Origin of the sequence: Bradyrhizobium sp. AZCC 1588 (genome assembly GCF_036924735.1) — a bacterium.
Lineage (GTDB): Bacteria > Pseudomonadota > Alphaproteobacteria > Rhizobiales > Xanthobacteraceae > Bradyrhizobium.
On record NZ_JAZHSC010000001.1, the window covers coordinates 7,237,250 to 7,258,968 of the forward strand.

Genomic DNA, 21,719 nt, shown 5'->3' on the forward strand with positions numbered 1-21,719 from the left:
TCGAGATTCCGAGACCGCACTTCTGCGGCTGTGCACCGCGCCATCCTTCGATCGAGTCGTGGCACGCCTGCCTCATGCACTGGCCTGCGACAGCCCCTTGCTCTGCCGCCATGTGCCGGGAGGCGCGCCGACGAGGCGGCTGAAGGCGCGGTTAAAGGCGGCTTCGGATTCATAGCCGACACGGGAAGCGATCTCGGCAAGGCTGAGGCTGCTATCACGAAGCAGTCGCCTGGCGAGGTGCATCCGCCATCCGGCCAGATAGGTCATCGGTGCCTCGCCGACCAGCTCGACGAAGCGCTTGCCCAGCGCAGCGCGCGAGATCGCCGCGCAGTCTGCCAGTTCCTCGACGGTCCAGGGCCGCGCCGGCTCGGCGTGAAGCAGCGTCAGCGCCCGGCCGACATGGGGATCGTTGAGGCCCGCCAGCCAGCCGCGACGCCCCTCGGCGACATGGATCAGCTGCCAGCGCACGACCTCCATGAAGAGCAGCTCGGACAAGCGCGCGAGCATGGCGCGGTTTCCCGGACCTGGCCGCATCGCTTCGGCGATGAGCTGACCGGTCGCAGCCTGCCACCAGCCGGCCTCCTGATCGAGCGTGACCGGCTCCGCATAGCGCGCGGTATCGGAAAATGCATCGAGGATGACCTTGCCGTAGCGCAGGCGGACGCAAATGAATGCCGGCATCGCATCGAGCAGCGGCCCGAACCGTTGGTCGGAATGCAGGTAGCCGCACACAAAGCGCGTCTCCTCCCCGCCCCCGCCATGCTTCACCCAGGTGATCTGCTCGGCCGACGCTTTGGGGAAGATGCTGGCGATCGAGACGGGAGAAAGCCCCGGGTCGCTGGTCATGACGTGCTGATCGCCGCGCGGAAACACCAGAACGTCGCCGGCCTCAATCCTGATCGGTTCGAGCTTGCCGCATGTGATCCAGCAGCCGGCGTTCATTGCCAGATGAAACAGCGTGATCGCTTCCGCGCCCGGCATCAACCGCGAAGCCAGCAAGTCCGGTGGGGAGGTCACGACCGACCATGGCCGCGTAAACTCGGCATTGAAATGAATGGCGCCCGACACACGGATGACGCGCAGAACCTCGGACAAAACGTCCATTTGGCCTCCAGGGCTGGATCACTAAACGGTGCGTAGCGTCTTGGCAAAGAAACTGAGCGCCCCAATCATTGTGTCAACTCCGGCCCGGCCTTAGTTCACCGTCCGGTTCGGTTGAAGCGAGCTTTCCCGGCCCGCCCGATGCGGTCGATCGGGCCACAGCCGGTCCGTCGCGGCAGAACCGGCCGAATTTTATGCGGCACTGGCCGCGGAAATTGTTTCACGAACGGAGATTTTGGATGTTTCTCAAGACGATTGACGAAACTGAGGCGACGGGCCGCATCGCCGAGCTCTACGCAGCGCAGAAAGCCCAGAGCGGCTTCGTAATGTCCGCGACGCGCTGCTGGTCCGCGCGGCCGGATCTTCTGCCGATCTACCAGGAGTTCGCCGACAAGATCCGCACCGGCTTCTCGCTAAGTCCGCGCGACTGGCGGCTGATCACATTCGTCGCAGCAAAGCAGGTGCCGTCCACCTACTGCTCGCACGTCTACGGCAAGCAGCTTCTCGCTGACCTCGGCTCGAAGGAAGCGGTTATGGCCGTGCGACGCAACTTCGCCTCGGCACGACTAAGCGAACGGGACGTCGAAATGCTGCGCTATGCCGAGACGGTCGCAAGCGACGCGTCCCGCGTGACGGCGAAAGACATCGAGCGGCTGCGGGCGGTGGGCTTCACCGACGTCCAGATCTGCGACATCGCGCTCTGCGCCGCGTTCCGCTGTTTCGTCGCGCGGTTCTTCGATGCGGTCGGCGCCGGCCCGGAGCCGGCCTTCATCGACGCAGACGCCGATTTTCGCAAGGCGATGACGGTCGGCCGAGCGATCTGATGAAGAGATTTTTTCAACCCAGGACTTTCAACCGAGAAGAGGAGTCGATTATGACCACCAGCGTCAAACAGTTGATGGAAGCCGCCAACGCAGCGGTGCCGCGCATCACGCCCGCGCAGGCCAAGGAAATGATTGCGGAAGGAAACACCCTCGTCGTCGACGTGCGTGACGCGCCGGAAGTGGAGAAGAGCGGCAAGGTCCCGGGAGCCATCCATGTCTCCCGCGGCATGCTGGAGTTCCGCGCCGATCCCGAGACGCCCTACCACGACAAAAATTTTGCCAAGGACAAGACGGTCATCCTCTATTGCGCGTCCGGCGCACGATCCGCGCTTGGTGGCAAGGTGCTCAAGGATATGGGGTACCCCAATGTCTACAATCTCGGCGCCTTCAAGGACTGGGCCGAGAGCGGCGGGGCGATCGATAAGCCGATAGAGCCTGACATGTGACAATCGTAATCGTCATCACTTGAACGAGCACGAAATATCCGGGCCGCCGCCAGAGTGGCGGGCCCGGCCGTGCATGGCGCGGTGGGCCGAACTCGTACAGTTCGCTACCACTTCAACTCAAGCCCCACCGTGCCCTGATGCGACTGCATCGCGGCGCGGAGCTTGGTGTCGTAGTTGACATAGAGCCGTGCGGTATTGGTCAGGCTCAGCGAGGCCGAGGCGCCGGCGTCGGCGCCATACCGGCTCTCGCCGATGCCCTGCAGCGTGAGGCTTTGGGCGCCAAGGGTGACGGTGATATCGGAGAAATTCTGCACGAGATTGTCGACGAACTTGCCGTAGCCCGACAGGTCGAAAATCTTGCCGTCGAAGATCCAGTAATGGCCGATCTCCGCGCCGATCAGCAGCCGCGCGCGCTCCACGGTGGCGCCCGTTGCCGCCACGGGATCGAGGCCGCCGATCTCCTGCAGCGATCCGGTCCGGGCGCGGACATATTCGAACGCGGCCTTGGGCACGACGCGGCCCTGGTCCTTGGACCAGTAATAGCTGATCTCGCTCAACACGCCGTCGAGCCGCGCATTGTATCCGGCAGTCGCAATCCCGAGCCCCGTGTCTCGGCGCGAATTGATGTTGCCAAAGCCGTGCACGACCGCGCTGGCCCAGGTCCACGGCCCGCTGTCGACGGAGGCCGTGAAACCGAGCTGAGTCAGGTCGATGGTGGCCGATTGCAGCGCCAGCGGAATATCGATCGCGGAGCGGCTCTGGTCGACCGAGAAGCCGATATTGACGCCCGGCATCACCCGCGCGCCAATGCCGGCCACGCCGCCCCAGGTCTTTCTGCTGTCGCCGACGAAATCGCCGACCGCGCCGTTCTTGGTCCAGTTCCCGTAGCCTTCGAACCAGGTCCGGTAGCGCGGCGCTTCTATGTTCTCGGAGGCGCCGCCCCCGCCCGGATTGGTCCGCTGCAGGCGGTTGAAACCATTGCTCGACTGATTGCCCAGCCGTTCCAGGAAATTGCTGCCGAGATTGGTCAGTGTCGCGCTTGATGAGACCGTCGAATTGATCAAGGTCGGCGTCGGGCTGGGCGTCGGCGAAGGCGTGGGTGTCGGGGTTGGCGTCGGAGTGGGCGTGGGCGTCGGCGATTGCGCGTGGGCGGCGGACATGGCGGTGATGAGCGCGAACGCAATCGCGGCCAGACATGCAAGCGCGTGCCCGGTTCCGGTTTTCCATGCTCGCGAAGGCCGCCGTGAGCCGCGCATGCAGTCCATTCCAGAGGGCGAAAGCGCCAGCCCGAAAAATGCGCAAATGCCGATAAACCGTAACGATTTGCCCCTAGTTCGCGCAAACGGTCAATCGGCGCGCTGCCGAATACGCGCTAATGTGGTTCGGCTGCCACAGCCGGCGACACCAGGACGGTTTGCGGGGAGCGCGCCAGAACCTTGCGAACGCCCAAATTTCGTGTTGCAATCCCAAGCGCAATCGGATTCAGGCCGTTCGACTGTGCGTTTCGCGAGCAGGAAATCTAGCAGCTACCGGGAAGCCCGTTTGTGGCGTGGCACGTGGAAAACGTGGCCGCGTCTTTTTTATATCTAGACCAAACTTGGAGACAGGCGATGGCGATGCACAAGGGCAACGTCAAGTGGTTCAACCCCACCAAGGGGTATGGGTTCATCAAGCCGGCGGTCGGCGAGAAGGACGTGTTCGTCCATATCTCGGCCGTCGAGCGTGCGGGGCTCACCACTCTCAACGAGAACCAGCACGTCGAGTACGACCTTGTCGAAAACCGCGGCAAGACGTCCGCGGAAAACCTCAAGGTCACGTAGACTTCGTCCACGCAAATTGCCCCCGGCCTCGCCGGGGGATTTTGTTTGCACCCTGCCCCGGAATTCAGGCCGCCGCCTCGCAGCCGGCGATCTCGCTGAGTTCCGGATAGAATCGCGCGGTCATCCGGCCGACATAGCGCCGCAGGTTGGCATGGCTTGCGGCCGCCCGCTGCAAATCCGACTCGAACAGCGGACAAATCGCACTGACCGCGAAGGCGAATATCGTGGCGTCGATGCCGGCGGGCTCCCTGCCCATGAAAAACGGCTTGTCGCCGAGATAGGCCGCCATCGCGTCGATCGAGCGGATCCCGATCGCGGTGATCTCGTCTTTGGAATGACGGCCGATTCCCTGGCCGTGCAACGTCTTTCGCAGGCGGCGGCGGATCATCGCAGCGACGACCGGCCGGACCGGCGCCGGCACGCCCTTGAAGAAATTGATGGGACCTTTGCGGAAATTATCATCGATCATCCAACGGAAGTAGACGCTGGCCCAGTAGAGATTGTCCTCCGCCATCTTCTCGAAGGCCCAGGCGATGGCGAGCTGCTCGGCGCTGAGTCCCTGGTCGAAATCGATGCCGTATTTCTTCTCTAGGTGCCAGCGGATCAGCGTGGAATCGCCGAGCAACTGGCCGTCGTCCTCGATGTAGGGAATCTTGCCCTTGGGCGCCTTCGAAAAGCTCATCGGCGCTTTTCTGAACGGCAGTTTCGACATCCGTAGCAAGGTCTCGGCCTTGGTCACGAACGGGCTTGCGTCGGGAAGGCCGAAATTGGGCCCGGAGCCATAGAGCGTGATCATGGAAACCTCGATAGATTTTAGCGGAGCGCGGTCGCCGCGCTCGTTCGCGCACACCTTCCGGATAATATCAGATCGTCCGCGGCGAAATCAGGGTGCCATCGCGGTCGGCCCCGTCGGCGACCTTGCAGATGTCGCCTTCGAGGCGGAGCTTTCCGCTCGCAAGCAAGCGCAGCGCCTCGGGGTAGATGCGATGCTCGATGCCGAGAATACGCTGCGACAGCGTCTCTGCCGTATCGTCGTCGGCCACCGTCACCGCGCCCTGCATCACGATCGGGCCGGCGTCGGTTTCGGGAATCACGAAATGCACGGTCGCGCCGGAGATCTTGACCCCGGCCGCAAGCGCCTGCCTGTGCGGATCGAGACCCGGAAAGGATGGCAGCAGCGCGGGATGGATGTTGAGCATTTTTCCGTACCAGCGCTGCACGAATTCGGCGGTGAACAGCCGCATGAATCCGCCCAGGCAGATCAGTTCGACCTGCTTTTCATCCAGCGCCCGCTGCAGGACGGCCTCAAAGCCCGCGCGGTCCTTGCCGAACGGCTTGCTCTCGACGACCAGTGTCGGGATGCCGCTCGCGGCTGCCTTCTCCAGCCCAGGCGCATCGGCCCGGTTGGAAATGACGGCGACGATTTCGGCCGGAAAATCCGCAGCCTTCGCTGCATCGATCAGCGCAGCCATGTTCGACCCGCGCCCCGAGATCAGGATGGCGACCCGGCGCTTCATTGCGCGAGATCGAGATGGCCGTTGTAGGCCACGCGATGTTCGGTCGCAGCCGGGATCACTTCACCGAGCACGGCGACGGTCTCGCCGCTTTCAGTCAGGATCTCCGTCACCTTCTCGGCCGCATCCGGCTTGACGATGGCGACCATGCCGATGCCGCAGTTGAAGGTGCGCAGCATTTCGAGTTCGGCGATGCCGCCCTGCTCCGCCAGCCATTTGAACACCGGCAGCACCGGCAGCCGCGCCAGATCGATGCCGATGCCGAGGTGCTTTGGCAGCACGCGTGGGATGTTGTCGGTGAACCCGCCGCCGGTGATATGGGCAAGCCCCTTGATCGCGCCGGTTTCGCGGATCGCGCGCAGGCAGGATTTCACATAGAGCCGCGTCGGCGTCAGCAGCGCGCCGCCCAGCGTCATGACCGGCGAGAACGGCGCCGGGGCATCGAAGGAGACCCTCGATTGCGCGACGATCTTGCGGACCAGCGAAAAACCGTTGGAGTGCACGCCGGATGAGGCCAATCCGATCACGGCGTCGCCCACGGCAATGTCCGCGGTCGGCAACAGCGTGCCGCGCTCGGCAGCCCCGACCGCAAAGCCTGCGAGGTCATAATCGCCGTCCTTGTAGAGGCCCGGCATCTCTGCGGTCTCGCCGCCGATCAGGGCGCAGCCGGACTCCCGGCAGCCCTCGGCGACGCCGGCCACGATGGCCGCCGCGGCGTCGGGATCCAATTTGCCGCAGGCGAAATAGTCGAGGAAGAACAACGGTTCCGCGCCCTGCACGACGAGGTCATTGACCGACATCGCCACCAGGTCGATGCCGATACCGCCATGCAGGCCGGTCTCGATCGCGATCTTGACCTTGGTGCCCACGCCGTCAGTCGCCGCCACTAGCACCGGGTCCTTGAAACCCGCCGCCTTGAGGTCGAACAGGCCGCCAAAACCGCCGATTTCGGCATCGGCGCCGGCCCGGGCGGTGGCGCGCACCATCGGCTTGATGAGATCGACCAGGCGGTTGCCCGCATCGATATCGACGCCCGAATCCGCGTAAGTCAGCCCGTTTTTGCGGTCGTTCATGCCCAAATTCCAGTATGATGACGGCTGGTTACGAGGAATTCCGCGATCCTGCAATGGCTCGCAAGCGCTTGGCCGATATACTATGTAGATAAGAGCCGGCTGTACCCGCCAGGGGCCGGATTTAGGCCGGGAGCCGGGAAGCGACCGAGTTGAGCATTCCAAATATCATTACGCTGGGGCGCATCATTCTTGTGCCGGTCATCGTCTGGGCGATCGTTTCCAGCCAGATGGAAATCGCGTTTGCGATTTTCGTCATTGCCGGGGTCAGCGACGCCGTCGATGGCTTTCTCGCCAAGCGCTTCAACATGTCGAGTGAACTGGGCGCCCTGCTCGACCCGCTTGCCGACAAGGCACTTCTGGTTTCCATCTTCGTGGCGCTCGGCATCTGGGGTGCGGTGCCGCGCTGGCTCGTCATCCTCGTGGTGTCGCGCGACATCATGATTGTCACGGCCGTGATCGTGTCATGGCTGTTCGACAAGCCGATCCCGATGAAGCCCCTGATGGTGTCGAAGCTCAACACGGTGGCGCAGGTGGCGTTCGCGGCGCTGGTGCTGGCGTCGCTCGGTTTCAACTTCAAGCCGGCGCCGTATGACGTGATCCTGATGGGTTTTGTTACGGTCTTTACTTTGGTTTCCGTCTCGCTCTATCTCGTCGAGTGGGTGCGGCACATGAGCACGATCGAAGCGCGCTAGCTTGTTCGTTGCTTCGACGCATTTTCTTCACACGAACCGGTGGCGATTTAGCTTGAAAGCGCTATGAAAGCCGCGAGATTCCGGCCTGGAGATTTGCGTGGTAGTTCGCGTTCAACCTCGTCAGCTTGCCTTTGCGCTGCCGCATGCGGAGAGCCTGACGCGCGACAATTTCCTCGAGGGTCCGGCCAATGAAGCCGCGCTCGCGCTGATCGAAAGCTGGCCGGACTGGCCGAACCGCATCATGCTGCTGGCGGGGCCGGAGGGCTCCGGCAAGAGCCATCTCGCCGCGATCTGGGCCGAACAGGCGGGCGCGCGCTCGATCTCGGCGCACGCGCTTGACGCTGCTGCCGTCCCCGGCGCACTCGCCACCGGGGCACTGGTGGTCGAGGATCTGAGGCCGGCCGACTTCGACGAACGCGCCTTGTTTCACCTCCTGAACCTGGCGCGCGAGGACGGGGCCTTCGTCTTGATCACGGGACGCGTTCCACCGGCGGCGTTCGAGATCGAATTGCGCGATCTTCGGTCGCGGCTGCGCGCCGCCCCCCTCGTGTCGCTATTGCCGCCGGATGACCTGCTGTTTCGTGGCCTGATCGTCAAATTCTGCGCGGACCGCCAATTGAGCATCGACGAGACGGTGGTGAGCTACCTCGCCACCCGAATCGAGCGCTCCTATGCCGCTGCCCGCCAGGCGGTTGAGCTCCTGGATACCGAGGCGCTGCGGCTCGGCCGGCCGGTCACCCGGGCGCTGGCCGCGGAACTCTTGCGCAACGCCTGACCGGGCAGCTCCTGCTGCGTCCTGCCGCCTTGACGCCGGCTCTGCCCGGAACATCAATGTCATTGAAACGTCATTGGCGTATCACATGCTGTGGGCCGCATTCCCTTAAACTCGGCCCTACCTCGAAGTCGGCCCTGCCTCGCTCGCGATGGATCAAAGCCTTATGGAATTGGTACAAGCCGTTGAAATAAAAGAAAAAGAGCAGATTGCCGAGGCTCCGCCCACGATCGTCACGAGCCCGGAGCGATTCATCAATCGGGAACTATCCTGGCTGCATTTCAACCGCCGGGTGCTCGAGGAATCGGTCAATCCGGGCCATCCATTGCTGGAACGGGTACGATTCCTGTCGATTTCAGCCAATAACCTTGATGAATTCTTCATGGTTCGCGTCGCCGGCATCAAGGCGCAGGTCCGCGAAGGCATCGCTGAACGCAGCCCCGATGGCCTGACGCCGTCCGAGCAGCTCACTCTCATCAACAGGACGGTTTCGGAACTCGCTTCCGACCAGCAGGCGATCTGGCGCGATCTGCGCACCGCCCTGTCGGATGCCGGCATCAAGCTCGTCGATGGTCACGACTTCACCAAGGCGGAGCGCGGCTGGCTCGAGGATCACTTCCTCCGCAACATTTTCCCGCTGCTGACGCCGCTGGCGATCGATCCCGCGCACCCGTTCCCGTTCATCCCGAGCCTCGGCTTCACCATCGCGCTGCAATTGTTGCGAACGTCCGACGGCAAGGCGATGAACGCGCTGATCCGCATGCCCGGCAAGATCGACCGCTTCATCCGGATGCCGGCGACCAAGGACGGCGCGGTGCACCTGATCCCGCTGGAGCAAGCCACGGGCATGTTCATCGGCCGGCTGTTCCCCGGCTACACCGTCAAGGGCCAGGGCGCTTTCCGCATCATCCGCGACTCCGAACTCGAAATCGAAGAAGAGGCCGAAGATCTGGTCCGCCTGTTCGAGACCGCGCTGAAGCGGCGGCGGCGCGGTTCGGTGATCCGCCTCGAGATGGAAGACAAAATGCCGGAAGCGCTGCGCACCTTCGTGCAGCAGGCGCTTTCCGCCGCCGACGACGAGGTGTTTCTGGTCGATGGCGTGCTGGCGATGAACGAGCTCTCGCAGCTCACGCGGCTCGACCGGCCCGACCTCGAATTCATGCCCTATGTACCGCGCCATCCCGAGCGGGTGCGCGACCATGGCGGCGACATCTTCGCCGCGATCCGGCAAAAGGACCTGGTCGTCCATCACCCCTACGAATCCTTCGACGTCGTCGTGCAATTCCTGCAGCAAGCCCTCCGCGACCCCGACGTCGTCGCCATCAAGCAGACGCTCTACCGCACCTCGAGCAATTCGCCGATTGTGCGGGCGCTCGCCGAGGCCGCGGAAGCCGGCAAGTCGGTGACCGCGCTGATCGAGCTGAAAGCGCGGTTCGACGAGGAAGCCAACATCCGCTGGGCGCGCGACCTCGAACGCGCCGGCGTGCAGGTCGTGTACGGCTTTCTCGAACTGAAGACGCACGCCAAGCTGTCGATGGTGGTGCGGCGCGAGGGCGGCAGCCTGACGACCTATGTGCATACCGGCACCGGCAATTATCATCCGGTCACCGCGCGCATCTATACCGACCTTTCCTATTTCACGTCGGACCCGATCATCGGCCGCGACGCGGCGCGGGTATTCAACTACATCACCGGCTATGCGGAGCCGAGCGACATCGAGCGGATGGCGGTGTCGCCGTTGACGCTACGCAAGCGCATCATCGAACACATCAAGGGCGAGACCAATCACGTAAGGCACGGCAAGCCGGGCGCGATCTGGATGAAGATGAATTCGCTGGTCGACCCCGACATCATCGACGCGCTCTACGAGGCCTCACAGGCCGGCGTGTCGATCGAACTGGTGGTGCGCGGCATCTGCTGCCTGCGGCCTGGCGTACCCGGGCTATCGGACAATATCCGCGTCAAATCGGTGATCGGCCGCTTCCTGGAGCACGGCCGAATCTACTGCTTTGGTATGGGGCAAGGGCTGCCCGGCCCGAAGGCGGCTGTGTATATCTCGTCCGCCGACATGATGCCGCGAAACCTCGACCGCCGCGTCGAAGTCCTCTGTCCATTGCAAAATCCCACGGTACATCAGCAGGTTCTCGAACAGATCATGGTCGCGAATCTGAAGGATACTGAGCAGAGCTGGCAATTGTTGCCGGATGGGTCTTCAACGCGTATGAAGGCCGCGAAAGGCGAAGAGCCGTTCAACCTGCATAACTATTTCATGACGAATCCGAGCCTGTCTGGACGTGGAAAGTCTCTCAAGGAATCTTCGCCGCGCCGCCTCACGCGTCGTACCGAGCGTCAGCAATCGTCATAAGGGAGCGCCGCTGTGAAGCGGCCGCGCAAGCGCGCTTCCAGCGTCGCCGTCATCGACATTGGTTCGAACTCGGTTCGTCTCGTCGTCTATGAGACGATGGCGCGCAGCCTCGTCACCATCTTCAACGAGAAGGCGCTGTGCGGGCTCGGCCGCGAGGTGCAGAGCACCGGCCTGTTGGCCGAGGATGCGGTTACCAAGGCGCTGACGGCGCTACGGCGATTTCGCGCGCTGTGTCGTATCCAGCAGGTGGAGCGCGTCTTCGCCATCGCCACCGCCGCCTGCCGCGACGCCAAGAACGGTCCCGACTTCATCGCCAAAGCGGAGCGCATCTGCGGCGCGCCGATTCAGATCCTGTCCGGTCCGCGCGAGGCAAAACTGTCCGCGCTCGGCGTCATCTCGGGCATCCACAATCCCGATGGCATCGTCGGCGATCTCGGCGGCGGTTCGCTCGAACTGATCGATGTGGAGAAAAACCGGGTCCACAGCGGCGTCACGCTGCCGCTAGGAAGCCTGGCGCTACAGGATCTCTCGGAGAAATCCTTGAAGCGCGCCGAGCGCATCGTTCGCGACGATCTGTCCGGCGTCGCCCAGCTCAAGGCCGGCCATGGCCGCACCTTCTATGCGGTCGGCGGCACCTGGCGCGCGCTCGCACGTATTCACATCGTCCAGAGCGGCTATCCGCTACGCGTGATGCATGGCTATTCATTACCTGCCGCCGACGCGCTCGATTTCGCCCGCCGCCTGCGTCGGCTGGCGGCCGCCAACATGCTCGCGGACATCGAAGTGGTTGCGGACGCCCGGCGTCCGCTCCTGACTTATGCGGCGCTGGTGCTCGAATACATCATCCGCGTCGGCCGGCCGAAGACGATCGTGTTTTCCACCTTTGGCGTCCGCGAAGGCCTGCTCTACGAGATGCTGCCGCCGCAGGAGCGCGCCAAGGACGGATTCATCTGCGCATCCCAAACCCTGAACGGGCTGTTGTCGCGCTCCGCACGCCACGCGGAGGAACTGGTCGCATGGACCGATCGGCTGGTGCGGGTCGTGAAGCTGCGCGAGACCGAGGAGGACCGCCGACTGCGCCACGCCGCCTGCCTGCTTTCCGATATCGGATGGCGCGTGCACCCCGACCACCGCGGCGAGGAAACGCTGAGCCTGATCACCAACGGCAATTTCGGTTCGATCAGCCATCAAGGCCGCGCCTTTGTCGCGCTGTCGGTGTTCTACCGCTATGCGGGCTTAAGCGAAGAGAACGAGCCGCCGGAGCGCGTCCGCGGACTGGTGCCGCCGGCGATGGATGAGCGTGCGCGCCTTCTCGGCGCGGCGTTCCGCGTCGCGCACCTGATAACGGCGGCGCGCACCGGCGTGTTACCCGCAACGCATTTCCGCACCAGCGGCCGCAAGCTGATGCTGGTGTTCGAGCATCGCATGGTCGATCTCGTCGCCGATCGCGTCGGCAGCCGCTTCAAGCAACTGGCGCGGCTCGTCGGGCGCGCCGGCTCGATCGTGCGGAAGTAAGACGGAAAGGCAGTGTTCACAACGCGCCTTCCGTTTGTCGCCCTTTCCGCCACAGCCTGCTTCTTGGAGCCGGCACGCACAACACCCGGCTACTTCTTTTTTGGTGTCGACCAGTCTTCGTCTTCCAGGGACGGGGCCCGCCTCTGCTGCTCCAGGATTTTCTTGTACTCCTCGGGGATCACCTGACTGCGCGACGCCTCGTGCAGCGTGTGCGGGAACCAGGTCGCAATGCCGGGGAAGGCAATCATCAGCCCAACGCAGATCACCTGCAGGATCATGAACTGGAACATGCCGGCGTAAATCGTCGCGAGGCTCCAGCCCTTGACCACCTGCTTGAGATAGTACGCTGACATGGCGACCGGCGGCGACAGAAAGGCGGTCTGCAGCACGACCGCAACCAGCGCTCCGAACCATATGAGATCGATGCCCATGCCCTTCACGACGGGATAGAAGATCGGCAGGAACACCAGGATGATGGCTGGCCATTCGAACGGCCAACCGAGCAGGAAAATGAGCACGAGCACGACGATCAGCATGAGGCTTGGCGGCAACTGGAGGCCGAGCATCGTCTCGGTGATCCAGTTCGCCGAGCCGAGGCGAGCGAACACCGCACCGAAAATATTCGACGTGACCGCGAGCAGCAGCACCATGCTCGACGTCGCCATCGTCGAGATCAGCGCGCGCTGCAGTCCGCCGAGCGAGAACCTGCCATAGGCGATGGACAGGATCAGGGCGCCGACGCTGCCGATCCCGGCAGCCTCCGTCGGTGTCGCAAGCCCCCCGATGATCGAGCCGAGCGTCGCCGTGATGAGCCCGAGCAGGGGCAGCGTGCCGATGATCACCTCGCGCGCAATGTACCACGCAGAATAGATCCGCTCGTCCATTGGCACCGGCGGCCCGAGTTTGGGATTGATGAAGGCGCGGACCATCAGATAGGCGATGTAGGTGCTGGCCAGCAGGAAGCCCGGCCCGAAGGCTGCGGCGTAGAGATCGGCGACCGAGACCCCGAGCACCGGCCCCATCACGATCAGCATCACCGACGGGGGAATGAGAATGCCGAGCGTGCCGCCCGCGGTGATGGTGCCCGCCGAAAGCTTGGGGTCATAGCCCGCCTTGTTCATGATCGGCGAGGCCATGATGCCAAGAACGGTGACGGCTGCGCCGACGATGCCCGTCGCCATCGCGAACACCGTCGAGGTCAGGATGACCACGAGGAAGAGCGCGCCGCGCACCGGCGCAAGCAGCATGCGGAACGCCGTAAAAAGGCGCTCCATGAGGCCCGCCTGCTCGGTGATGAAGCCCATGAAGATGAACAGCGGCACGGCGGCCAGCAGTTCTTCCTTCATCATGCCGATGGTCTGGAAGTAGCCTAGTTCGAAGACCGTCGCGCCCATGCCCCAGTAGCCGAACGAAAAGGCGAGAAACAGCAATGTGAACGAGATCGGCACGCCGATGAAGATCGCTCCAAGCAAGACCAGAAGCATGATGAGGCCGACGAGCGCGTCTGCGGTCATATCTCGACCTTCTCCTTGTGCTCAAGTTCGACACCGGTGCGCATCATGTAGATGCTCTTGATCAACTCGGACACGCCCTGGATGAGCAGCAGGAAGCAGGCGAGCGGCACGACAAACTTGAACGGCCACAGCACGGGTCGCCATGGTGTCTGGTCCGAAGTCTCGTTGATCTGAAAGGCGTAGTGAAATTCGTTCCAGCTAATCAGCAACAGCATGATCAGGCTCGGGAAGAAGAAGACGATATAGGAGATCGTATCGATCCAGCCCTTCCTGCGGACGGAGAACTTCTCCCAGAAGAAGTCGGTGCGGATATGAGCGCCCTTGTGCAGCGCGTAAGCCGCGCCCAGCATGAACAGCGAGCCGTAGAGCATGTAGGTTGCGTCGTAGGCCCATATCGTCGGCGCGTTGAACAAATAGCGCGCTGTAACCTCGTAGGCGACGGCCAGAACAAGTGGCACCGACAGCCACGAGATGATCGTGCCGGTCCGGTCGGTGAAGCCGTCGATGACCCGGATTGCTGCCAGCAGCGCCGGCGACTGTCTGTCAGTTGTCTCAGCCATCCCTCCCCCTACCGCCGACGTCGGTGCGGCGCGCCTTGCGGCGCGACGCAGGCCGGCTGCGCGTGAATTGGGGGCGGCCGAAACCGGCCGCCCCCGGACGAAGCCCTATTTCTCGACGGGGAAGTAGTAGTTCGCCATGAAGGAATATGGCGGGAAATAGGACCGCTTGTACGGCACCACGGCGCTGGCATAGGCCTTCTGCGAGTCGTGCACCTTCTTGAAGAACGGGTTCTTGGCGCTCTCGGCCGCCGCGATCTCGTCCCACTTCTTGATGAAGGCCAGCAGGATCTCGGTCGGCGTGCGCAGGATCTGTACGCCGTGCTTCTGCTGCATCTCAATGAGCGCATCGGCGTTCTGGCGCTGCCACTTGGTCCACCAGACGAGGAATGTCTCGTTGGCCGCCGACTTGATGATCTCCTGATGCTGCGCGCTGAGCTCCTTCCACACATCGCCGTTGATCACGATTTCGCCGACAGTCACGTTCTCATGCAGGCCGGGCGAATAGTGGTACTTCCAGACGTTGTGGAAGCCGAGCTGCATGTCCTCGATGCCGCCGACCCATTCCGCGCAATCGATCACGCCGCGCTGCGCGGAGGGAATGATCTCGCCGCCCGGCATGTTGACCACCGTGAAGCCGAGCGCCTGCCACACTTCGCCGGCCATGCCGGTCTGGCGGCATTTCATGCCCTTCATATCCTCGACCGTCTGGATCGGCTTCTTGAACCATCCGAACGCCTGCGGCCCTGCGGGCAGGATGGGGAACACGACCAGATTGAGCTTGAGCTCCTTCTGATAGAACTCGTTGTACAGATCGAGGCCGCCGCCGTGATAGAGCCAACCCATCACGTCCATGAAGTCCATGCCGAACGTGCCGCCGGGACCGCCGGTGAAAAGGATTGCGGTCTTGTTCTTGCCGGTCCAGTAGCCGGCCCACGCATGCGCTCCGTCGAGCACCTTCTTGTGGGTCGCATCCAGTACCTCGAACGCCGGCACGACCTGGCCGGCGGGCATCGCCTCGATCTTCAGCGCGCCGGCCGATAGTTTGTTCACCCGGTCGGCGAAGTAGGTGAAGTTGTCATAGAGCGTAAGCGACGCCGGCCATGTGGCCTGCATCTTCAGCACCTTCGTCTGCGCCATGACTGTAGTGGTGGATCCGACGAACGCCGATGCGATCAGGGCAACGGCGACTAATCCCAGAAACAAGCGTTTCATGAGCAATCTCCTCCCTTGGACGACGTGACCTTGGCGATCGCTTTTCTTCGTTTCTTCTAAGTCGCCTTGCCTTGAAACCACGTCTGCCACCATCCTGCCACCATCGCGGCAAGTTGTCATCTTGCTTTCTGGCTGCAGCAACGGCCGGCAGACTGCTGCAGCATGGCTGTGCTTCTGCGCGGAATCGTGCCGATGGATTTACCGGTGCTTGTTGCACCGCACGACCGCGCTACAGCCCGCGCACGAACGCCTCGAGCGCCGCGTTAGTCGCCTCTGGCGCCTCCTGCTGCACCCAATGTCCGATACCGGGGATGATGGTGGAGCCGCGGAAATCGGAGCAAGCAACTCCGGGGTCGGCGTAAAGATCCACGCCCGGGACGAAGGCGCGCACGGGGTCACGCTCGCCGGCGATGAAGGCCGATGGCTGCGCAATACTGCGTCCACTCAATTCGGCCAGCTCGGCAAAGTCGAGTATCTGTGCGCGGTATCGGTTGAGTGGACCGCGAAAGCCGCCGGCCCGAAACGCATCGACATAGACCGCCAGATCGGTCTCACTCATCCAGCCTGGAAAGGGCTGCGGATCGACGAGCCCATCCAGCAGCCGTGCCTCCGCCGGCTTCGGCTCGAGCCACTTGTTGTGAGGCGCGGCCCCGGACAGTGCAAAATACACCTTGCGCAGGGCACCGGCGATGTCCGTCTCCAGTTCGGCCTCCGCCACGCCCTCTTGCTGGAAATAAATCTGGTAGAAGAAGCGTCCCTTGTAGATGGATCGCGCAAGTTCGATGAAAGGCACGGGTCCGCGCGGACGGAACGGCACGCTCAGGCCAGCCACCGCCCTGATTTTGTCGGGGTGAAGCAGTGCCGTGTGCCACACGATGGGCGCGCCCCAGTCGTGGCCGAACAGAACGGCCGGGCCATCTCCCATATGCTCGATCACAGCAACGACGTCCGAGGCGAGATGACGTAGCGTGTATTCCGCAATCTCTCTCGGCTTCGAGCTCCGTCCGTAGCCGCGCACGTTAAGCGCGGCTACCCGAAAACCCCCTGCCGCAAAGTGCGCGATCTGGTGCCGCCAGGAGTACCCGAGCTCCGGGAATCCATGTACGCAGACAATCAGCGGGCCCGAGCCGCTGATGGCCACGTTGAGCTTGATCGCTCCGTTCGTCACGGTGACAAAGTCCATCACGGTCACCCACCTTGCTCGTCATATTAGCGACATCACGCGCGCTGCGAGCGCTGGCTCACGCAGCGCAGCCTGCGGCTTGAGGAGCTGCGAGACTTCTACGGTCAGCCGGTGCACCTCGGGATCCTGCGCGGCGAGCTTGGTCAAAGCCATACCATATTGCAGGCGCTGCGCGAGATCGGCGGGCCGCACGCCGCGCGTGGCGGGATAGACAAAATCGTTGACAGCAACGCCCCATGGCGTCGCGATGGTGTCCTGGATGGCAGCGAAGAAGTCACGTGCCAGGCGCTCCATGGGGGCATCTTCCGCCAACAACCGGTCCAGGATCACGGCTTCCTGCGCTGCCACGCTCATACCCTGGCCGAACACTGGATTGAAGCGGCAGAGGGCATCGCCTGTCGCAAGCAGCCCCGCCGGAAAAGACTCAAGGCGCTCGAAATGTCGACGCGTGCTGCAAGGCAACTGGTAGCGGACGATATCAGTCAGCGGGCGCGCGTCCCTGACCGCGTCATAGATCGTCGGGGTACGCAGGCTCCTGACGAAATCCATAAATCCCGCGCGGTCGCCCGGAGGCCTATCGCCATGATTGCCTCCGATGGAAAGCAGCCATCGCTGCTTTTCGATCGGAAACAGGAACGCGCCGCGGCTACTGGCGGGTGCAGACGGCAGAATGATATTGCCCAGCCAGTCGGCATTGTGATCGAGCCGCTCGACAATGGTGCTTGCATAGGCCTGATCAATGCCGATCTCGGTCTCTTCGGGCTTCTGCAAAGAAAGCTCTTCGAGCAGTTGCAGCGTCAGGCCGCCGCGGCCGGAAGCTTCAACTACCAAGTCAGCGTCCAGCGTCACAGCGCGACCATCTTCACTGTCGTAACAAACCGCCTCGATCCGCGTTGCATCAAGCGATGCGATAAGCCTGGTTACGCGGGAACGTACGCAAATGCCTATGTTCGGGGCTTTCTGAATGCGTCGTCGAGTAACGGCTTCGAGCAATGGGCGCGACATGCTGAAAATATCGAAACCGAGATCGCGAACGGGGAATGGATCGAATCCGGGGCGCTCGAACCGGAGGTCCTTCCCGGCGCGGATCTTCACAGCGCCGGCTTCCGCCAGATCCTTCTCAAAGCCCGGAAACAGAGTCTGCAGGGCTCTCAGCCCGCCCGCGAGCAGCATGTGGGCATGCTGGGCCTGTGGCGTGCCGCCACGGGGCGCGGGCTCGGCGGGAAGCACGTCCCGCTCGATGACCGTGACTTTCCTGAAATGCCTGGAGATCGCCTGAGCGGCCGTAAGGCCGGCCATGCCGGCGCCAATAACCACGGCATGATTTCTTTTAAAATCTGACACGTGTTCCCTCCTGCAAGGCCGTATGTCAGATGTGATCGGAAACAGATCAGCGAACGCCTGCGCCCGAGGCAGTTGCCCTCGAGGCGCCAAGCTTATCTGATCTTTGTTGGGGCGACAGTGAAAGGCGTCACACGTTCGCGGTGGGAGTCCCCTATCAGGTCATCGCATCATTTCGCTTGCCCGCCACGCATTTCCGCACCCGCGGCCGCCAAATTCATGCTGGTGTTTGAGCACCGCATGGTGGACACAAAAAGTGTTGAGGACGATCGTCGCCTTGTTATAACTAAACCAAAACGCAATTTTAAGGTGAAATCAATGGTTGTTCTCTTGAAGCAAAGGCTCAAACATGGCGAGGAAGAAACTGATATTGACGATTGACGGCGGTGGAGTTCGAGGGATCGTTCCGGCTCTCGTATTGCGCAAGCTGGAAGAGAAATTGAAGAAGAGAAAAAAGAATGCGCCGATTGGCTCGTATTTTGATCTTATTGCGGGCACCTCAACTGGCGGCATTATCGCGCTGGGTCTCTGCGCTCCAAACGTCAAAGACCCAACAAGGCCTGCATGCACAACTGATGATTTGGTCAATTTGTATAGGACTCGATCAAAAGAGATCTTTGGCTCTCCTCAGAGCATGCAGCTATTCGGCATAATGTTCGACGACAAGTATAGCGCTGCCCCGTTGGAGGGAATTCTTCAGGAACTGCTAGGTGATGCCGTCTCCGATGACATCCTATGCGATTTCTTAATCACCGCTTACGAGATAGAGGAGCGCAGACCTAAAGTATTTTCCAGTTTGTCAGCCGACGGAAAGAATCGCAGATACTTCGTTCGAGATCTCGCTCGAGCAACATCAGCGGCTCCAACTTTCTTTGAACCCGCGCGCGTAGAAAAACTTCACCAGACAAAAAATTTCGAAAGCTTAGTGGATGGAGGCTTGTTCGCTGCAAACCCGAGCTTGGTTACTTTGATGCACGCCAGGCGATTGGGGTGGAACATGGAGGATATTACCATTCTCTCTCTCGGTACTGGCCGAGAATCCAGACCTTATCTCTATAACGAGGTAAAGAAGTGGGGTAACATTAGCTGGATACTAGCTAATCGGGGCGTTCCTATCATTTCAATGCTGCTCCAGAGCCAGACGGTAGTTTGCGATGAGTTGATGCTCATGCTGCTGGAGGATCGATACTTGCGCGTCGATGGCCCCCTTCTCAGAAACATGGGCAGTGACGATCTGGATGACGCTTCAGATCAGAATATTAGGGAGCTTGAAATATTTGCAGAAAGCATCATGCGTGCCCCTGCAACAGAGGAAGCGTTAGAGACAATCGCCGATATGGCCTGACGTTGAGGAGGGGTAAGTTCCTGAAATGCGGCTCGTTGCCGAGGCGCCGGAGCTTGGTTGTTCTGCAGATTGAGGTCGCTCGTCGGGCCCACCCACTCGATCGTGCGGAGCTGAGAATTTCGGTTACGCCACGCGTTCCTATCGCGCCAGCGCCTGCAACTTGAAGGATGCGGCGCGTCCGCGCGATTATTACAAAATGCCGAAAAGGCTTCCACAACAGCGCCTTGCCGCTGCAACCCAGAGCTCCAATTAGCGGCTTGGTAACGGCCGGCTGGTAGTAACGAAAGAGGCCGTCATCAAGGGGCCGCCGCCAGCCGGAAGGTATCCCCATGCATTCGAAGCGCGAGGCCCTTTCGGGCACGTTCACCGTCAAGACCACCCTCGCCGTGATCGTCGGGGTGCTCGCGGTGCTGGTTCTGATCTCCTGCGCCATTACCGGCGCAGATGCCTGGCGCAGCTACACGGCCGCCGTCCGCGTTGCCGAGGTGAATGCAAACGCCGATCACCTGCTCAAGGGACTGGAGAACATTCAGCTTGAACGCGGTCAGACCAATACGGCGCTGCAGGCGCCTGCCCCGGCAAATGCTCAGACTGGCGAAGTGATCCAGAAGCGCCGTTCGCAGGGCGATGCCGTGCTGGCCCCGGCGCTCCGGCAGATTGCCGCCACCGCGACGCCGGAAGGCAAGAAGCTGATTGCCGACGTCGAGCAGGCCTATGAACGCGTCAGGCAGCTCCGCCGCAGCGCAGATTCCGCCCTTCAAATCCCGAAAGAGCAGCGCGATGCCGAACTGCTCAAATCCTGGTACCCAGCCGTCTCGGACCTCCTGACCCGGATTCAATCACTCTGGACCATTGCCTCGCGCGAAATCAGCAGGGAAGATGCCATTGTCGGCGAGCTGACGATGGTCAAGCAGAGCGCTTTCCTGATGCGCGAATATGCCGGCCGCGAACGCGCCGTTCACGCCGGCAATATCTCGGCCGGCCGCGCGCTATCGACCGAGCAGCAGCGTGACATCGCCAATTGGCGCGGGCAGGTGCAGTCGAACTGGCAGACGATACGCGATCTAACCGCCGGTGCGGCGTCGCCGCTTGTCTCTGCCGTTGCCGCCGCCGAGCAAAACTTCCTCGGCAATTTCAAGGTTCAAACCGATACAATCTACAAGGCAGGCATCGCGGGCGCCGGCTATTCGATGACGGTCCAGCAATGGTACGACGCGTCGAACCCTGCACTGGAATCCATCGTCCGGATCAAGGATGCCGCGGTCGAAGTCACCAATGTCCACGCGGCGGCCAAGGCTGCGGCGGCAAGAACCCAACTCATTATCGTCGCCCTCGTCACGCTGCTCGGTATCGTTGTCGGCATGGGGTCGATCTGGGTGCTGTCCCGGCGCGTGATCTGCCCCTTGACCGCCATGACGGCCGCCATGCAGCGCCTTGCCGGCGGCGATCTGTCGATCGACATTCCTGCGCTGGCGCGGGCTGATGAAGTTGGCGAGATGGCGCGATCGGTCGCGGTCTTCCGCGACAATGCCGTCAGGGCGAACGCACTGGCTACCGAACAGCGAGCGGAACAACAGAAGAAAGAGCAACGTCAACAGGTGATGGAGACGCTGACTTCAGGCTTCGACCAGAGCGCCAGCCGCGTGCTCGATGCCGTCGCGACATCGATCGTCGAAATGCGCGCCACCGCCGAAAGGATGGCAGCGGTCGCAACCGAGAATACCAACAAGGCCTCGGCCGTGGCGTCGGGCGCGCGGGAAACGTCGAGCAACGTGCAGACGGTGGCCACCGCCACGGAGGAACTGTCCGCCTCCGTCACCGAAATCAGCCGGCAGGTCAGCCAGTCGGCGGCGATCGCGGCAAAGGCCGTGGAGGAAGCACAGGGAACCAACGCTGAAATTCAGGGCCTTGCGGCGATGGCGCAGCGGATCGGCGACATCGTCAAGCTGATCAACAACATCGCCTCGCAGACCAATCTGCTGGCACTCAATGCCACCATCGAAGCGGCGCGTGCCGGCGACAGCGGCAGGGGCTTTGCCGTCGTCGCGGCCGAGGTGAAGAGCCTGGCCGAGCAGACGTCAAAAGCCACCGAGGAGATCGCCTCCCAGATATCCGCAATCCAGGGAGCCACGCAGAAATCCGTCGTCTCGATCGAGGCCATCGGCAAGACCATCGGCGAAATCAGCGAGATCGCAACAACCATCGCCTCTGCCATCGAGCAACAGGGCGCGGCGACCCAGGAGATCGCGCGCAATGTGCAACAGGCTGCGGCCGGCACCCAGGAAGTGTCCGCCAATGTCGGCGGCGTCACCGAGGGCGCGGCAGCCACTGGCGCAGCGGCAAGCCAGGTCGAGACCGCCGCCGGCAATCTGTCGCGGCAGTCGCAGCAATTGCGCGAGCAGGTCGACGCTTTTCTTGGTCAGGTGCGCGCGGCATAGCCTG

Annotated in this window: 19 protein-coding genes; 9 read left to right on the top strand and 10 right to left on the bottom strand. The window is 62.4% G+C overall.

Going from position 1 to position 21,719, the window contains the following annotated elements; translation table 11 throughout:
* Nucleotides 1-72: 72 nt before the first annotated feature.
* Nucleotides 73-1,104 carry an AraC family transcriptional regulator gene (locus tag V1277_RS33965; protein ID WP_334420078.1) on the bottom strand — a complete coding sequence of 344 codons (1,032 nt, stop codon included), beginning with the start codon at nt 1,102-1,104 and terminating at the stop codon, nt 73-75.
* Nucleotides 1,105-1,340: 236 nt separating this feature from the next.
* Between V1277_RS33965 and V1277_RS33970 the strand changes: the two genes are divergently transcribed.
* Both V1277_RS33970 and V1277_RS33975 read left to right on the top strand, forming a co-directional pair.
* Nucleotides 1,341-1,925, top strand: coding sequence for a carboxymuconolactone decarboxylase family protein (locus tag V1277_RS33970; protein WP_334420079.1), 585 nt, complete (start codon nt 1,341-1,343; stop codon nt 1,923-1,925).
* Nucleotides 1,926-1,975: 50 nt separating this feature from the next.
* Nucleotides 1,976-2,371, top strand: a complete 396-nt coding sequence (locus V1277_RS33975) for a rhodanese-like domain-containing protein (protein WP_334420080.1) — start codon at nt 1,976-1,978, stop codon at nt 2,369-2,371.
* Nucleotides 2,372-2,475: 104 nt separating this feature from the next.
* Here the strand turns inward: V1277_RS33975 and V1277_RS33980 are convergent, their stop codons facing one another.
* Nucleotides 2,476-3,435 carry an autotransporter outer membrane beta-barrel domain-containing protein gene (locus tag V1277_RS33980; protein ID WP_442894552.1) on the bottom strand — a complete coding sequence of 320 codons (960 nt, stop codon included), beginning with the start codon at nt 3,433-3,435 and terminating at the stop codon, nt 2,476-2,478.
* A 552-nt stretch (nt 3,436-3,987) separates the two neighbouring features.
* On the opposite strand from V1277_RS33980, the gene V1277_RS33985 reads away from it, so the two are divergent.
* On the top strand, nt 3,988-4,191 hold the full coding sequence (locus V1277_RS33985) for a cold-shock protein (RefSeq protein WP_334377185.1): 204 nt from the start codon (nt 3,988-3,990) through the stop codon (nt 4,189-4,191).
* A gap of 64 nt (nt 4,192-4,255) precedes the next feature.
* On the opposite strand, the gene V1277_RS33990 is transcribed toward V1277_RS33985, so the two are convergent.
* The 3 genes from V1277_RS33990 to purM form a co-directional block, all read right to left on the bottom strand.
* Entirely contained in the window at nt 4,256-4,987 is a 732-nt protein-coding gene (locus V1277_RS33990; protein WP_334375765.1) for a glutathione S-transferase family protein, read from the bottom strand.
* A gap of 67 nt (nt 4,988-5,054) precedes the next feature.
* Nucleotides 5,055-5,708, bottom strand: coding sequence for a phosphoribosylglycinamide formyltransferase (purN, locus tag V1277_RS33995; RefSeq protein WP_334420081.1), 654 nt, complete (start codon nt 5,706-5,708; stop codon nt 5,055-5,057).
* Nucleotides 5,705-6,778, bottom strand: coding sequence for a phosphoribosylformylglycinamidine cyclo-ligase (gene purM, locus V1277_RS34000; RefSeq protein ID WP_334420082.1), 1,074 nt, complete (start codon nt 6,776-6,778; stop codon nt 5,705-5,707). The genes purN and purM overlap by 4 nt, the downstream gene beginning before the upstream one ends.
* 149 nt (nt 6,779-6,927) lie before the next feature.
* On the opposite strand from purM, the gene V1277_RS34005 reads away from it, so the two are divergent.
* The 4 genes from V1277_RS34005 to ppx all read left to right on the top strand — a co-directional run bounded on the left by V1277_RS34005 (nt 6,928) and on the right by ppx (nt 12,122).
* Nucleotides 6,928-7,470 (top strand): CDP-alcohol phosphatidyltransferase family protein, encoded by a 543-nt coding sequence (locus V1277_RS34005; protein WP_028346428.1) that lies wholly within the window; start codon nt 6,928-6,930, stop codon nt 7,468-7,470.
* A gap of 97 nt (nt 7,471-7,567) precedes the next feature.
* Entirely contained in the window at nt 7,568-8,245 is a 678-nt protein-coding gene (locus V1277_RS34010; protein ID WP_334420083.1) for a chromosomal replication initiator DnaA, read from the top strand.
* Nucleotides 8,246-8,408: 163 nt separating this feature from the next.
* Nucleotides 8,409-10,607, top strand: a complete 2,199-nt coding sequence (locus V1277_RS34015) for an RNA degradosome polyphosphate kinase (protein ID WP_334420084.1) — start codon at nt 8,409-8,411, stop codon at nt 10,605-10,607.
* A 12-nt stretch (nt 10,608-10,619) separates the two neighbouring features.
* Nucleotides 10,620-12,122, top strand: coding sequence for an exopolyphosphatase (gene ppx / locus V1277_RS34020; RefSeq protein ID WP_334420085.1), 1,503 nt, complete (start codon nt 10,620-10,622; stop codon nt 12,120-12,122).
* A gap of 89 nt (nt 12,123-12,211) precedes the next feature.
* On the opposite strand, the gene V1277_RS34025 is transcribed toward ppx, so the two are convergent.
* From V1277_RS34025 to V1277_RS34045, 5 genes are all read right to left on the bottom strand, one after another.
* Nucleotides 12,212-13,636 (bottom strand): TRAP transporter large permease, encoded by a 1,425-nt coding sequence (locus V1277_RS34025; RefSeq protein ID WP_334420086.1) that lies wholly within the window; start codon nt 13,634-13,636, stop codon nt 12,212-12,214.
* A complete protein-coding gene (locus V1277_RS34030) occupies nt 13,633-14,196 on the bottom strand; it encodes a TRAP transporter small permease subunit (RefSeq protein ID WP_334420087.1) in 564 nt (187 codons plus the stop codon). The genes V1277_RS34025 and V1277_RS34030 overlap by 4 nt, the downstream gene beginning before the upstream one ends.
* A gap of 105 nt (nt 14,197-14,301) precedes the next feature.
* Nucleotides 14,302-15,408, bottom strand: a complete 1,107-nt coding sequence (locus tag V1277_RS34035) for a TRAP transporter substrate-binding protein (RefSeq protein WP_334420089.1) — start codon at nt 15,406-15,408, stop codon at nt 14,302-14,304.
* A 229-nt stretch (nt 15,409-15,637) separates the two neighbouring features.
* On the bottom strand, nt 15,638-16,591 hold the full coding sequence (locus V1277_RS34040; RefSeq protein WP_334420090.1) for an alpha/beta fold hydrolase: 954 nt from the start codon (nt 16,589-16,591) through the stop codon (nt 15,638-15,640).
* A gap of 21 nt (nt 16,592-16,612) precedes the next feature.
* Nucleotides 16,613-17,935, bottom strand: a complete 1,323-nt coding sequence (locus V1277_RS34045) for an FAD-dependent oxidoreductase (RefSeq protein WP_334420535.1) — start codon at nt 17,933-17,935, stop codon at nt 16,613-16,615.
* A 346-nt stretch (nt 17,936-18,281) separates the two neighbouring features.
* Here V1277_RS34045 and V1277_RS34050 point away from each other — a divergent pair, with 346 nt between their 5' ends.
* Complete coding sequence (locus V1277_RS34050; protein ID WP_334420091.1) at nt 18,282-19,277, top strand: patatin-like phospholipase family protein; 996 nt, start codon at nt 18,282-18,284, stop codon at nt 19,275-19,277.
* Nucleotides 19,278-19,606: 329 nt separating this feature from the next.
* Nucleotides 19,607-21,715 (top strand): methyl-accepting chemotaxis protein, encoded by a 2,109-nt coding sequence (locus V1277_RS34055; protein WP_334420092.1) that lies wholly within the window; start codon nt 19,607-19,609, stop codon nt 21,713-21,715.
* Nucleotides 21,716-21,719: the final 4 nt, after the last annotated feature.

What these genes read in the sequence shown, in the direction of transcription:
- V1277_RS33965 (WP_334420078.1), bottom strand. Translation starts at nt 1,104, where the DNA reads ATGGACGTTTTGTCCGAGGTTCTGCGCGTCATCCGTGTGTCGGGCGCC.
- V1277_RS33970 (WP_334420079.1), top strand. Translation starts at nt 1,341, where the DNA reads ATGTTTCTCAAGACGATTGACGAAACTGAGGCGACGGGCCGCATCGCC.
- V1277_RS33975 (WP_334420080.1), top strand. Translation starts at nt 1,976, where the DNA reads ATGACCACCAGCGTCAAACAGTTGATGGAAGCCGCCAACGCAGCGGTG.
- V1277_RS33985 (WP_334377185.1), top strand. Translation starts at nt 3,988, where the DNA reads ATGCACAAGGGCAACGTCAAGTGGTTCAACCCCACCAAGGGGTATGGG.
- V1277_RS33990 (WP_334375765.1), bottom strand. Translation starts at nt 4,987, where the DNA reads ATGATCACGCTCTATGGCTCCGGGCCCAATTTCGGCCTTCCCGACGCA.
- purN (WP_334420081.1), bottom strand. Translation starts at nt 5,708, where the DNA reads ATGAAGCGCCGGGTCGCCATCCTGATCTCGGGGCGCGGGTCGAACATG.
- purM (WP_334420082.1), bottom strand. Translation starts at nt 6,778, where the DNA reads ATGAACGACCGCAAAAACGGGCTGACTTACGCGGATTCGGGCGTCGAT.
- V1277_RS34015 (WP_334420084.1), top strand. Translation starts at nt 8,409, where the DNA reads ATGGAATTGGTACAAGCCGTTGAAATAAAAGAAAAAGAGCAGATTGCC.
- V1277_RS34025 (WP_334420086.1), bottom strand. Translation starts at nt 13,636, where the DNA reads ATGACCGCAGACGCGCTCGTCGGCCTCATCATGCTTCTGGTCTTGCTT.
- V1277_RS34030 (WP_334420087.1), bottom strand. Translation starts at nt 14,196, where the DNA reads ATGGCTGAGACAACTGACAGACAGTCGCCGGCGCTGCTGGCAGCAATC.
- V1277_RS34035 (WP_334420089.1), bottom strand. Translation starts at nt 15,408, where the DNA reads ATGAAACGCTTGTTTCTGGGATTAGTCGCCGTTGCCCTGATCGCATCG.
- V1277_RS34040 (WP_334420090.1), bottom strand. Translation starts at nt 16,591, where the DNA reads ATGGACTTTGTCACCGTGACGAACGGAGCGATCAAGCTCAACGTGGCC.
- V1277_RS34050 (WP_334420091.1), top strand. Translation starts at nt 18,282, where the DNA reads ATGGCGAGGAAGAAACTGATATTGACGATTGACGGCGGTGGAGTTCGA.
- V1277_RS34055 (WP_334420092.1), top strand. Translation starts at nt 19,607, where the DNA reads ATGCATTCGAAGCGCGAGGCCCTTTCGGGCACGTTCACCGTCAAGACC.